The organism is Sphingopyxis sp. GW821-FHT12C06 (genome assembly GCF_058807415.1).
The window spans coordinates 311,717-324,764 of record NZ_JBXAQR010000003.1 but is presented as its reverse complement, the minus strand read 5'-3'; the positions used below and the strand labels follow the sequence as shown (position 1 = coordinate 324,764).

General features: G+C 65.8%; 12 protein-coding genes and 2 riboswitches. All 12 genes read right to left on the bottom strand.

Annotated features, from left to right (window positions below):
- Positions 1–56 precede the first annotated feature (56 nt).
- Positions 57–674 (bottom strand): DUF938 domain-containing protein, encoded by a 618-nt coding sequence (locus tag AC1RRJ_RS10495; protein WP_493123036.1) that lies wholly within the window; start codon positions 672–674, stop codon positions 57–59.
- 14 nt (positions 675–688) lie between these two features.
- Positions 689–1,144 carry an ABA4-like family protein gene (locus AC1RRJ_RS10490; protein ID WP_493122353.1) on the bottom strand — a complete coding sequence of 152 codons (456 nt, stop codon included), beginning with the start codon at positions 1,142–1,144 and terminating at the stop codon, positions 689–691.
- Positions 1,145–1,157: 13 nt separating this feature from the next.
- The gene (locus AC1RRJ_RS10485; protein ID WP_493122351.1) at positions 1,158–1,511 is read right to left on the bottom strand and encodes a hypothetical protein; all 354 of its coding nucleotides are present in this window, start codon (positions 1,509–1,511) and stop codon (positions 1,158–1,160) included.
- Positions 1,511–3,058: an aminomethyl-transferring glycine dehydrogenase subunit GcvPB gene (gene gcvPB, locus AC1RRJ_RS10480; protein ID WP_493122349.1), complete on the bottom strand. Its 1,548-nt coding sequence runs from the start codon at positions 3,056–3,058 to the stop codon at positions 1,511–1,513. The genes AC1RRJ_RS10485 and gcvPB overlap by 1 nt, the downstream gene beginning before the upstream one ends.
- Positions 3,055–4,413 (bottom strand): aminomethyl-transferring glycine dehydrogenase subunit GcvPA, encoded by a 1,359-nt coding sequence (gene gcvPA / locus AC1RRJ_RS10475; RefSeq protein ID WP_493122347.1) that lies wholly within the window; start codon positions 4,411–4,413, stop codon positions 3,055–3,057. Before gcvPA ends, gcvPB begins: the two co-directional genes overlap by 4 nt.
- A 98-nt stretch (positions 4,414–4,511) precedes the next feature.
- Positions 4,512–4,883: a glycine cleavage system protein GcvH gene (gcvH, locus tag AC1RRJ_RS10470; protein ID WP_493122345.1), complete on the bottom strand. Its 372-nt coding sequence runs from the start codon at positions 4,881–4,883 to the stop codon at positions 4,512–4,514.
- Positions 4,884–4,886: 3 nt separating this feature from the next.
- The gene (gcvT, locus tag AC1RRJ_RS10465) at positions 4,887–6,023 is read right to left on the bottom strand and encodes a glycine cleavage system aminomethyltransferase GcvT (protein ID WP_493122343.1); all 1,137 of its coding nucleotides are present in this window, start codon (positions 6,021–6,023) and stop codon (positions 4,887–4,889) included.
- A 53-nt stretch (positions 6,024–6,076) separates the two neighbouring features.
- Positions 6,077–6,180, bottom strand: a riboswitch (glycine riboswitch).
- Positions 6,181–6,282: riboswitch (glycine riboswitch) on the bottom strand.
- A 58-nt stretch (positions 6,283–6,340) separates the two neighbouring features.
- The gene (locus AC1RRJ_RS10460; RefSeq protein ID WP_493122341.1) at positions 6,341–6,976 is read right to left on the bottom strand and encodes a Rossmann-fold NAD(P)-binding domain-containing protein; all 636 of its coding nucleotides are present in this window, start codon (positions 6,974–6,976) and stop codon (positions 6,341–6,343) included.
- Positions 6,969–8,141 (bottom strand): deoxyguanosinetriphosphate triphosphohydrolase, encoded by a 1,173-nt coding sequence (locus AC1RRJ_RS10455; protein WP_493122339.1) that lies wholly within the window; start codon positions 8,139–8,141, stop codon positions 6,969–6,971. Before AC1RRJ_RS10455 ends, AC1RRJ_RS10460 begins: the two co-directional genes overlap by 8 nt.
- Positions 8,138–10,114 (bottom strand): tetratricopeptide repeat protein, encoded by a 1,977-nt coding sequence (locus AC1RRJ_RS10450; protein ID WP_493122336.1) that lies wholly within the window; start codon positions 10,112–10,114, stop codon positions 8,138–8,140. The genes AC1RRJ_RS10455 and AC1RRJ_RS10450 overlap by 4 nt, the downstream gene beginning before the upstream one ends.
- 77 nt (positions 10,115–10,191) lie before the next feature.
- The gene (gene ftsZ, locus AC1RRJ_RS10445) at positions 10,192–11,637 is read right to left on the bottom strand and encodes a cell division protein FtsZ (protein WP_493122334.1); all 1,446 of its coding nucleotides are present in this window, start codon (positions 11,635–11,637) and stop codon (positions 10,192–10,194) included.
- A gap of 153 nt (positions 11,638–11,790) precedes the next feature.
- Complete coding sequence (ftsA, locus tag AC1RRJ_RS10440) at positions 11,791–13,047, bottom strand: cell division protein FtsA (RefSeq protein WP_493122331.1); 1,257 nt, start codon at positions 13,045–13,047, stop codon at positions 11,791–11,793.
- Position 13,048 lies beyond the last annotated feature (1 nt).

Genomic DNA, 13,048 nt, shown 5'->3' with positions numbered 1-13,048 from the left:
AGGCTAGCGGCTGGGCGCGCGACGTAAAGCGGCGATCAACAATCCTGTCAGCAACGTCAGGTGCGGCGGAACAGCAGCATCAAATTGTTCGCGGGCATCGCGCAGCGTCCGGCGAAGGCGAAACCGGCATCGGCGGCAGCGGCTTTGACGTCGTCGGTATCGCGCAGACCCCACGCCGGGTCGCGGCCGCGCAGGCTGGCGTCGAACGCGACATTGCTTTCCGCCGTCGGTACGCCGGGCTCGGTATATGGCCCATAGAGGATCAGCGGCGCGGCGGGCGCGAGCAACCGCGATGCACCCGCGAACAGCCCCAGCGTCGCCGCCCACGGGCTGATATGGACCATGTTGATGCACAGAATCGCATCGCTTTGCTCGACGGGCCAAGCATCAGCGGCCGCGTCAAGCGCGAGCGGCGGTGCGATGTTGGCAAGCCCCGCGTCGGCGCACCATGCGGCGATCGAGGTCAGCCCGGCAGGGTCGGGATCGCTCGGCTGCCAGTTCAGTTGCGGAAATTCAGCGGCAAAATGGACGATATGTTCACCCGATCCGCTCGCGACCTCCAGCACCGTTCCAGTCGCAGGTAACCAGTCCGCGAGGACGGCGGCGATAGCATCGCGGTTGCGTAGCGTTGCAGGGGCGTGGCGTTTGACGGCGCGTTCGCCGTCGCCGGGCATCCACGGCTGCGGGGTCACTTTGCCTTCGCCGCCGCCTTGGTCTGCGCGCGCGAACGGCGGTCGCGGACGATCAACCACGCAAACAGGCCGATGGGGCCGACCATCAGGGTCAGGAACAGGAAGGGAAGCTGCACGATGCGGCTGAAACCCTTTTGGTCGGCATCGCGCGCGATCCACATGCCGATGAACAGGTCGAACGCCAGATAATGGGTCCAGCCGATTACCGCGCCGCCCTTGCTGTCGAACAGCGCCATCACACCCGCCAGCGTGGTGAGGTCGGGGGCCTTGCTCGGCCCCCAGCCGCCAAAGAAAAACCCGCCGAACATAATCGCATAGGCCAGGCAGAGCAGCATGACGCCGAGGTAAAGGATCAGCGCGAGGATCTTGGGATTGCGCGGTGCCGCGGCGAGCGCAAGCCAACTGACCAGCGCCCAGCCATTGGTTAGCGAAAATATTGTTTCCCAGCTCATGCCCCGCCCCTTTTCAGATCAACCCGCCCAGCCCAAACAGCGCGACCCCGCCGATCAGCGCCGCGGTGCCGGCGAGCAGGATCAACAATGTCAGCCGTGCCGCCGACGCGCGCCGCGACGCCCAAAGCGCGATCACGGCTCCGCAGCCCATGGCGAACAGCGGCGCATAAAGAAAGACCCAGTCAGAACTGAACTCGCGCCGGACGCGGATCATCGCCCACTGCTCGACCACCAGCCCATAGAGCAGGATCGCGAGCAGCCAGCCGATGATTGCGGTGAAAACGAATAGCGCTACCACGCCGACGCATCCCCAGCCGCGCCCGGTCCGGGGCATATCGTCCGGACCGGGCGGCGGGGTGTCGGTCATCAGCCTTCCCAGGCCAGCACGGGCTTACGGGCCGCCAGCGTCTCGTCGAGGCGCGCGCGCGGCGCAAAATGCGGCGCCGATTTGAGCATCGGATCGCCGTTTTTCGCGCGCAGCGCAATGCTGCGCAACGCGCCGATGAACTGGTCGAGCGCCGCCTTGCTCTCGGTCTCGGTCGGCTCGACGAGCATCGCGCCATGGACGACGAGCGGGAAATAGACCGTCATCGGGTGGTAGCCCTCGTCGATCAGCCCCTTGGCGACGTCGAGCGTCGAGAAGCCCTCGGCGAGCCCCTTGTCGCTAAACAGCGCCTCATGCATGCACGGCCCCGATGCCGCAAAGGGTGCGTCGAGCACATCTTCGAGGCTGCGCAGCATATAGTTCGCGTTCAGAACCGCATCCTCGGCGACCTGCTTGAGCCCGTCGGCGCCGTGGCTGAGGATATAGGTCAGCGCGCGGGTGAACATCCCCATCTGGCCGTGGAAAGCCGTCATCCGCCCGAAGGTCTGCGGATGGTCCTCGCCCGCATTTTCTTCCTCGATCAGCCGGAAGCCGCCGTCGGCCTGCCTGGTGACGAAGGGCAAGGGCGCGAAGGGCGCGAGCGCCGCCGACAGCACGACCGGACCCGAACCAGGGCCGCCGCCGCCGTGCGGGGTCGAGAAGGTCTTGTGCAGGTTGATGTGCATCGCATCGACGCCGAGGTCGCCGGGACGCACCCGGCCGACAATCGCGTTGAAATTGGCGCCATCGCAATAGACATAGCCGCCCACGGCATGGACCGCGTCCGAAATCGCCTTCATGTCGCGCTCGAACAGGCCGCAAGTGTTGGGGTTGGTGACCATCACGCCCGCGACATCGGGACCGAGCCGCGCCTTCAGCGCCGCCAGATCGACGCGGCCTTCGGCGGTCGCCGGAATATCCTCGACCGTGAAGCCCGCAAAGGCTGCGGTCGCGGGGTTGGTACCGTGCGCGCTCTCGGGAACGAGAATGACGCGGCGGTCTTCGCCGCGTGCTTCCAATGCAGCCTTGATGCAGAGGATGCCGCACAGCTCACCGTGCGCGCCGGCCTTCGGCGACATCGCGACACTGTGCATGCCAGTCAGCGTGATGAGCCATTCGGCAAGCTCGTGGATCACCGCATAGGCGCCCTGCACCGTTTCCTGCGGCTGCAACGGGTGCGCGTCGGCAAAGCCGGGCATGCGTGCGACTTTCTCGTTCAGCCGCGGATTATGCTTCATCGTGCAGCTTCCGAGCGGAAAGAGGCCGAGGTCGATCGCGTAATTCTGCCGCGACAGACGCGTGTAATGGCGCACCGTTTCGGATTCGGCGAGGCCCGGCAGGCCGATCGGCGCGGTGCGCGCGAGCGCGCCCATGTCGAAAGCGGGAGCCGCTTCGTCGAAATCAACGCCGGTCGTCTCGGTCGAGCCGATTTCGAAGATCAGCGCCTCTTCGAGCATCAACGCGCGGTTGCCGGTGAAAGTCACATTGTCGTCGGCGCCGCCGGCGACGGTCATTTCAGGGCGCCAGCCGGCGGGGTTAAGTGCGGTCATGCCAGCACCTCCTTCAGGGCAGCGGCAAAGGCGGTGATGTCCGCCTCGGTGACGGTCTCGGTCACCGCGACGACGAGGCCGTTCGCCAGATCATGATTGTCGGGATAGAGGCGGCCGAGCGACACGCCGCCCAATATGTCGCGTTCAGCAAGCTTGTGGATCACCGGCCGCGCCTCGGTCGGAAGCAACAAGGTGAACTCGTTGAAGAAGCCGGTGTTGAGGACAGACACGCCCGGAACCTTCGCCAGTTCGGCTGCGGCCGCCTTGGCACGGCCATGGTTGATCGCCGCGAGCTGGCGCAGCCCGGCTTCGCCGAGCAAGGTCATGTGGATGCTGAACGCCAGCGCGCAAAGCCCCGAGTTGGTGCAGATATTGCTCGTCGCCTTTTCGCGGCGGATATGCTGTTCGCGGGTCGAAAGCGTGAGCACGAAACCGCGCTTGCCATTGGCATCGACCGTCTCACCGCACAGGCGGCCGGGCATCTGGCGGACATATTTGGTCTTGCACGCGAACAGGCCAACATAAGGCCCGCCGAACTGGAGCCCGACGCCGAGCGACTGCCCTTCGCCCACCACGATATCGGCGCCCATTTCGCCGGGCGCCTTGATCAGACCCAAAGCGACGGGTTCGGTGACGACGGCGATCAGCAGCGCACCAGCAGCCTGACAGGCGGCGGCGAGCGCGGTCATGTCGTCAATGCGGCCGAGAATGTCGGGATATTGAACGACGACGCAGCTTGTGTCCTTGCCCACTGCGGAGGCGAGCGCGGCCCAGTCAGTGCCGGCTTCGAGCGTCGGATCGCCATCGACCAGCACGTCGCCGGTATATTTGGCCATCGTCCGCGCGACGCTGCGATAATGCGGATGGAGCCCGGTCGAGAGCAGCGCCTTGTCGCGCTTGGTGATGCGCCGCGCCATGACGATCGCTTCCCAGCAGGCGGTCGAACCGTCGTACATCGACGCATTGGCGACGTCGGTGCCAAGCAGGCGCGCGACCTGCGACTGGAACTCAAACAGCATCTGCAGTGTGCCCTGCGCGATTTCGGGCTGATAGGGCGTGTAGGCGGTCAGAAACTCGCCGCGCTGGATCAGATGATCGACGCTCGCCGGCACATGGTGGCGATAGGCGCCCGCACCGAGGAAGAAAGGCCCGTCACCCGCCGCGCGGTTGCGGCGCGCCAGCGCCCCCATATGGCGTTCGACCGCAAGCTCGCTGGCGTGCATCGGCAGGCCGGCGATCGGGCCATCGAACTGTGCTTCGGCGGGAACGTCGGCGAACAGATCGTCGATCGACGCCGCGCCGATGGTGGCGAGCATCGCCGTGCGATCATCGGGGGTGAGCGGGAGGTAACGCATTTCACTGTCTCCCCCCTCCCGCTTGCGGGAGGGGCTGGGGGTGGGCTTCGCCGCAAAGTTGAACGCGGCCCCCTCCCGCATGCGGGAGGGGAGAAGCATCAAAGATCGTCGCAGAAGGCCTTGTACGCCGCGGCGTTCATCAGCGCGTCGAGCTGACTCTTGTCGCTCAGCGTCATGCGGAAGAACCAGCCTTCGCCTTCGGGATCCGAATTGACGAGCGCGGGGTCTTCCTCGAGCTGGCCATTGCCTTCGGTCACGGTGCCGTCGACGGGCGCGTAGACGTCGCTTGCCGCCTTCACCGATTCAACCACCGCGGCGTCGCCGCCGGCGGTCAGTTCAGCGCCGGTGTCGGGAACCTCCACGAACACGATGTCGCCAAGCTGGCCCTGAGCAAAGTCGGTGATACCAACCGTTGCGATATCGCCATCGACATCAAGCCATTCATGCTCTTCGGTATAATAACGCGGCATCGATCAACCTCCCTGTTTGCGGACATAATTGTGGGGAACAAAGGGCGTCGCGGCGACCGTCACCGGCACCCGCTTGCCGCGCACTTCGGCGGCGATCGCGGTGCCTGGCGCGGCGTGACCGCGCGGAACATAGCCCATAGCGATCGGCGCGCCGACGCTGGGGGCAAAGCCGCCCGAGGTCACGACGCCGATTTCAGTGTTGCCGTCGAACAGCTTGGCGCCTTCGCGGACGGGCATCTTGCCGTCGATCAAAAGGCCGACGCGCTTGCGCGGGCTGCCGTCGGCGAGGTGGCCAAGGATGCGCGCGGCACCCGGAAATCCGCCCTCTTCACGGCGACGCTTCGAGATGGCGAAGGCCAGATCGCCCTCGATGGGGTCAATGCCCTCGTCGAGGTCGTGGCCATAAAGCGGCAGACCGGCTTCAAGACGCAGCGAATCGCGCGCGCCGAGGCCGATCGGCTTCACCTCTTCCATCGCGCACAGCGCATCGGCGAAATCGGCGAGCGCTTCATTCGGCAGCGAGATTTCAAAACCATCCTCGCCGGTATAGCCAGAACGGCTGAACGCGATGGCGTGGCCGTTCCACGTCGCCTTGGCGGCCTGCATAAACACGAGGTCTGCAGCTTCGGGAACCAGTCGCGACAGCGCCGCGACGGCCTTCGGCCCTTGCAGCGCGAGCAGGCCATAGTCCTCATTGTGGTTGAGGGTGATGTCGTCGGGGAGGTTTTCGCGCAGATATCCGATATCTTCCCACTTCACCGCGCCGTTGACGACGATGCCGATCTGGTCGCCCTCGTTGGTGACCATCAGATCGTCGAGAATGCCGCCATCCTCGGCAAGCAGCAGCGAATAGCGCATGCGGCCGGGCTTGAGCGCAGAAATATCACCGGGGACGAGGGTTTCGAGGGCTTCGGCGGCGCCGTCGCCCGACAGGCTGATCTGGCCCATATGACTGACGTCGAACAGGCCCGCATGTTCGCGCACCCACATATGTTCGGCCATGATGCCTTCATACTGGATCGGCATCCAGTAGCCGGCGAATTCGACCATCCGCGCGTCCTTGGCACGGTGCCAGGCGTCGAGCGGCAGCGTCGCGGTTTCCGGCGCTATTTCGGTCGCAACTTCTTCATCTTCGCGCATATCGCACTCCCGTTACTGGCACGGCAAGACGCGGCAAGATGCCGCCCTGTCGCCATGCCCCCTCTGTCACGGGAACCTGAGAGTTTTCCTCCACAAATTATGGAGTTACCCCTTCGGTGGTTCCGGGATGAGCCGGAACGCTTTCCAGAGTGTTCAGTCCAACCGCGCGGTCCTGCTGACCTGAGAGTTTCCGGGGCGGTTGCTCCTTCGGTGGTGGATCGCCAGTTACCCGGCATCCACGCTCTCCCGCGCAGTTGGTCGAATCCCTTGCGGAGATCCAACGAACGCCCGAGCCTTGGCGCTGCGCTTTTGCAGAGTCAATCGGCGAGCCGCTGCATAGCGTCATTTTCATGCACAAATGTGCCCGTTCCGCGCCCGGCCGCCAGCGCGACGATCGCTTTTGCGACGGTGGCGGCGGAAATCGAGCGGTAACGGCGCAGCGATCCGTGCATCAGCATGTCGGCGAGCGGGGCCGCGACCATCGCTATCCCCTCCCCCAGCCGCGCCGGGCCTTCGCGGTCACCGGTGAGCAGGCCGGGGCGCAAGATGTCGAGCCGGTCGAAGCCGAGCGCGCGCAGTTCCTCCTCGGTCTCGCCCTTGATGCGGAGATAGAAGTTGCGGCTGTTGGCCGACGCGCCGACCGAGCTCACCACGATCATATGCGGCGCGCCACCAGCGCGGGCGCCGCGGGCCGCCGCCATGATCAGGTCGTGGTCGACGGCACGAAAGGCAGCTTGCGATCCCGCCTGCCGGATCGTCGTACCGAGGCAGGAAATGAGGACCCCGGGGCGCTCGGCGGCGATGAGATCGCTCCAGCGTTCGGGCGGCGCGACGAGCGCCGACTGTCCCGCAACCTCACGCCGCGCGAGGATCGTCAGCTTGCGCGCGCCGAAACTGCCGACCACCGCCCGCCCGACCAGCCCGGTCGCGCCGACAATGAGCGCGTCAGACATGCGCCAGCGCCGCTGGCACGGCATCGCGGCCGAAGATATCGGCATAACGGTCGATGGCAAAGCGATCGGTCATGCCGGCAATATAGTCACCGATATGGCGTATTGTCGCGCATGTTTCTTCGGGCATACGCCCCGCCCAATCGGCACCCATCAGGCGTGGGTCGTCGGCATAGGCAGCGAACAGCCGACCGACGATGTCGTTCGCTCCCTCGGCGGCAGCGATCTGTTCGGGGTGGTGATAGAGATTGGCGTACATAAAGCGTTTGAGGTCACGCTCGCGCTCGGCAAGTTCAGACGAGAAGCCACCGAGCGTCCGTCCAGCCGCGCGGACCTCCCCGACGCTTTGGACGCCAGCCGCAGCGACATTCGCCTGTGTCGCGGCGATCACGTCATTGACCATCACGCCGATCTGGTCGCGAACAAGTTCGCGCAGCAAACGATCGCGCGGTGCACCGGGAAAGCGGCCCTCGACAGCGCGGAAATTGGCGGCGACGAACGACTGTTCCATCAACTGGTCGATGCAGAGCAGCCCGGCGCGCAGGCCGTCGTCGATGTCGTGATTGTCATAGGCGATATCGTCAGCGACCGCGGCAATCTGCGCCTCGAGGCTGGCGTGGCTCGTCAGGTCGAGTGGAAAGTCCGCGTCGATCCCGGTGAGTGCCCAGCCGGGATTCTTCACCGGGCCATTATGCTTGGCGAGCCCTTCGAGCGTTTCCCACGTCAGGTTGAGCCCGTCGAAACGCGGATAGGGACATTCGAGCAAGGCCAATGTGCGCAGCGTATGGCCATTGTGATCGAAGCCGCCATGCGCCGCCATCGCGGCCTTGAGCGCATCCTCGCCGGCATGGCCGAAGGGCGGATGACCGATGTCGTGCGCGAGGCAAAGCGCCTCGGTCAGATCCTCGTTCAGCCCCAGCGCGCGCGCGATACCGCGACCGACCTGCGCAACCTCGATGCTGTGGGTCAGGCGGACGCGATAATGATCGCCATCCGGAGCAACAAACACCTGCGTCTTGTGGCGCAGGCGGCGAAAGGCGATCGAATGGATGATGCGGTCGCGGTCGCGCTGGAAGTCATCGCGCGGCCCCCGCACCACGCGGCCGAGTTCCTCATAGCGACGCCCGCGGCTTTGCGCGGGGTCGCTGGCGCACTTCGCCACACTCACTTGACGGGATCGACGGACTGGCCCGCCTCGCTGTTGAACGGGAGGCCATCGCCGCCGGCCTTTTTATAGTTCGCAAGCCAATCCTGTGCCGCCTTGCGATCCTTGAACGGACCAACGAGCAGACGACGGATCTTGCCCCATTCGACGATTCCGCCCGACTTGCCCTTGAACAAATCGGGGCTCTTCTTGGCAAACTTGCCATAGTCGGTGGCGAGCGCGCGCGCATTGGCGCCCGCGGCAATCTGCACCCAGATGCGCGCGGGGCTGGCCTTTTTCTCCGCAGCTTCAGCCTTCGCCTTGGCGGCTTGAGCCCTCGCCTCGGCGTCGGCTTCCGCCTTGGCCTTGGCTGCGGCGGCTTCCTTTTCACGCTTAGCCGTTTCGGCAATTTCGGCGCGGCGCTTGTCGTCGAGCAATTTGGCGAGCGTCGCGGCGCCGATCGCATTGTCGGGGCGGCTCAATTCCTCCGCCGGGATTTCGATCGAACCGACAATGTCGGCCAAGGAAGCGAGCGGTGCGGCAGCCGTGAATACAGGCACTGGCGTAGCGGCTGGGATCGACGCGGCAGCGGGGGGAGACCCCGTATCCGCGATGGAATAGCCCGGCCCGATCGCCCCCATATTCTGGTTCATGGCGACGCCGATCGCACCCGGCGTCGCGGCTGCCGGTGGCGGTGCGAATGCAGCAACGGGTGCCTGAGCCAGTGTCGCCGCTTCCAGCGCCGGGCTATTCGCGGACCGGGCCGGTTGAAGCGGCGAGGCAACGGCAAGCTGGCCGCCGGAGACTGCTGGCGCGGGGATGGTCGTCGGCGGTTTCGCTTCAACCGCCCATCCCGGCGCAGGAGCCGGCTGCGGCTGCGGCTGCGGCTGCGGCTTCGCTTCGACGGCCCATCCCGGAGCGGGTTGCGATGGAGCCGGCAGGGTAGCACTCGGCGGGGTCGCGCGCGCAGGCGCAGGCTGCGGCTTCGTTTCGACCGCCCAACCCGGAGCGGGCTGCGATGGCGTCGATCTGGCAGCCGCGACGACCGGATCGGGCTTGGCACGCGTGGGAGCCGGAGTGGCCGATGCCGCGAGCCTGCGCGCGTCGCGTGCAGAGGGGCGCTTACCCGGTGTCGCCACCGCCGGCGGGGGCGGCGGAGCCGCCGCCGCGATCTGTACCGGTTTGCGCTTCGGCCCCAGATTTCCTTCGGGGAAACGACCGAAATGCGCGGCCGCAGCCTGTTGCGCGGGGTTCAGCCGATCAAGCTGAGTCAGATAGGGCATGATATTCTGCGCGAGCGCCGCCGGCATCGTCGCATTGACGATCTCGGTCGCCTCTTTGTCGCGGCCATTCATCGCGAGGATCATCGCGCGCAGTCGCCACGCGCCACGATCTTGCGCGCGCAATTGCGGGGTTAGCATCTGCACCGCTCGATCGGCGTCGCCGCTGATCCCCAGCGACAGCGCGTAGCGGCGCGTGGTTTCGTCGTTGGGCGCCATCGACAGCGCGAGCTGATAATCGCGTTGCGCCGTGTCCTGCTGGCCCAGCAGGTCGCGCGCCAGCCCGCGGTCGGACAGGAATGTCCGCTCGGGCGCGCCAAGCAGCTGCGCCTCGCCGAAATAGTCGAGCGCCCGGGTCGGGTTTTCCATATGGACCATCGCCGAACCCAGCGCGGCCTTGACCGTGCCGTCGCGCGGCGCTGCCTGTTCGGCGCGGAGCAGAAAGCCGAGCGCGGCGCGATAGTCATCCAGCTCGATCGACGCCCGGCCGGCATCGCGCAGCGCCGACACGTCGCTGCTGTTCGCCGCAATGCGCGCAAGCGCGGACGACAACAGACTCCGCGCCGCGGTGCGCTTGTCCATCGCTGCCCTGGTGGCAGCGTCGGGCGATGGCGTCTGCATCGCATGGACCGGCGACAGCACGGCCGACGACAGGAACAGCGCACCGAGCGCGGCAGCATATCGCTGCGCGCGTCCCGGCCCGCCCGTTGATTTCAATCGCCGCTGGGGCAAGTCAGATCATCCCGAATTTCGGCCTGCCCTTGCCCGGAGCAATGGCCTTGGAATTGGCCCTGTTACTGGTTGTTCTGGCGATTCAGGAAACGCGGAATATCAACCCCGTCTTCCTTGCCACCTTCATCGCTGTCGGGTGCGGTCGATCCGCGCGACAGGCGCGACATGCGCTCGAACAGAGTACCACCGCTCGCCGCGCGAGCCGGAGCTTCCTCAACCGGAGCCGGCTGATAGCTGGGCACCGGAGCTGCGGGTTCACCGAGCACCAATTCACCGGCCAGATCGTCATAGGTTGCAGCAACCTGCGACAAGACCATCGGTTCTTCCTCGACCGGAGCCGCCGGGGCTTCGGGCTCGGCATGACCGCCGAGCGAGAAGCCCGGTGCCGGTTCGTTGATCGGAGCCGGAGCCGCTTCGGCAACCGGCACTTCTTCAACGGCCGGCTGGATCGCCTCTTCGACGACCGGAGCGGGCGTTGCAGCGCGCGCCGGAGCGAAGGAGAAGCTGCGTGTCGCGGGTGCGGCGGGAGCTGCCGCTTCGCCATTGTTGTCGATACCGGTCGCGACGACCGACACGCGGATCTTGCCCTGAAGCGATTCGTTGAACGCGCTGCCCCAGATGATGTTGGCGTCTGGATCGACCAGCTCGCGAATATGGTTCGCGGCTTCGTCGACTTCCATCAGGCGCATGTCTTCGCCGCCGACGATCGAGACGATCACGCCCTTGGCGCCCGCCATCGAAACGCCATCGAGCAACGGGTTGGCAATCGCCTTTTGCGCGGCTTCGAGTGCACGGCCGTCGCCTTCGGCTTCGCCGGTGCCCATCATCGCCTTGCCCATTTCGCGCATCACGCTGCGCACGTCGGCAAAGTCGAGGTTGATCAGGCCCGGCATGACCATCAGGTCGGTGATGCCGCGCACGCCCTGCTGCAACACTTCATCGGCCATGGTGAAGGCTTCTTTGAAGGTCGTGTTCGGGTTGGCGACAAGGAACAGATTCTGGTTGGGAATGACGATCAGCGTGTCGACATGTTCCTGCAGCTCGGCGATGCCCGAGTCCGCCGAACGCATGCGGCGCTGACCTTCGAAAGTGAAGGGCTTGGTCACGACGCCGACGGTCAGAATGCCGCGGTCGCGTGCCGCCTTGGCGATGACCGGAGCCGCACCGGTGCCGGTGCCGCCGCCCATGCCGGCTGCGACGAAGCACATATGCGCGCCGTTCAGCGCCTCTTCGACCTGCGCGATGCTTTCTTCGGCCGCCGCGCGCCCGACTTCGGGCCGCGAACCGGCACCCAGCCCCTGGGTGATCTGCGTCCCCAGCTGGATGCGCCGTTCGGCGGGCGAAGCGTTCAGCGCCTGCGCGTCGGTGTTGGCGACGATGAAATCGACACCCTCAACCCGCGCGGCAATCATGTTTGCGATGGCATTGCCCCCAGCGCCGCCGACGCCGATCACCGCGATGCGCGGCTTCAGCTCATCGACCTGCGGCGGGCCAATATTGATGCTCATCAATCAGTCTCCCTGCAGCGGCCAACCATTACCGCTTCCTCACTATGCAACCCTGTCTGAGCGGCGGTCCGACCACCCGACTATCTGTTACCGCATTGCACTATTGTGAAACGGGAATCACCCAAAAAATTAACCTTTTCACGTGCTCTGCCTTCAAAAACTACTTTTCAGTGCCGCCATAAGGCGATGCAGGATCGAACTGCCCTTCGGCCGATAGACGTCTTGCGACATCGTGGGCAGATCGCGCAGGTCGACGGGGTCCGACGCGGCATAGAGAACCAGACCCGCGAGCGTTGCGAAAGCCGGTCCGCTGTGTGCATCGGGCAGGCCGTGCAAGCCGCGCGGTCGCCCGACGCGAGCGGCACGCCCGAGCGCGCTCTGAGTGTAATCGGCGATGCCTTTGAGGTCCGCGCCGCCACCGACGAGGACCACCTGACGCCCGATGGGGCCGACGAAATGCAGGTCCTTCAGCGTCCGGCCAATCTCCCCCATCATCGCATCGAGCCGCTGGCGGATCACCGACACCAGTTGCGCACGCGTGATGCGCGGCGCATCGCTGCCCGCGGGCGCGCCGGGATCGAGTTCGATGATCTCGTTATTGTCGCGCGGGGACGCCGAGGCCGAGCCATAGAAGCTCTGAAGCCGTTGTGCCTGACTGCGGCGAATGCCGAAGGCCGAGGCGATATCGTCGGTGATGTCGGTCGCGCCAAAGGGCAGCGACACCATTTCGACGAGCATGCCGCCAGCATAGAGCGACACGGTGGTGACCGCTGCGCCAAGCTCGACCAGCGCGACGCCAAGGTCGCGCTCCTCGTCGGACAGGCAGGAAAGTCCCGCCGCGATCGGCGAGGCGACGACCGCGTTGACGTCGAGATGCGCCTGTCGCACCGCCGCCTCAAGGTTCCGCACCGGTGCGCCGTCGGCCATGATGATATGGATATCAACGCCGAGCCGGTCGGCGTGGAGGCCGATGGGGTTCCTCACCCCGGTCAGCCCGTCGAGCGTATAGAGCGCGGGCTGGGCGTGGAGGATCATCCGCCCTTCGGGGTCGATCCCGGCGCGGCCTGCGGCGAGCAGATCGTCGACATCTTCCTGTTCGATCCGGTGTCCGCCGAGTTCGCTTTCGATCGGCGCAACGTCGCTCATCAGGCTGCCCGCCGAAAAGCTGACCCAGACATCGTCGATGTTGAGCCCGGCGATACGTTCGGCCTGTTCGATCGCCTCGCGCACGATATGCTCGGTCTGTTCCATGTCGGCAACATAGCCGCGCTGGACCCCGCGGCTTTCGCGCTGGCCGGTACCGAGGACATGGAGCTGGCCATCGGCGGTCTGTCCCGCAATCAGCGCGCAGACCTTCCACGACCCGACATCAAGCGCGGTGATGATTTTCTCGATCCGCGGCGGGGCCATA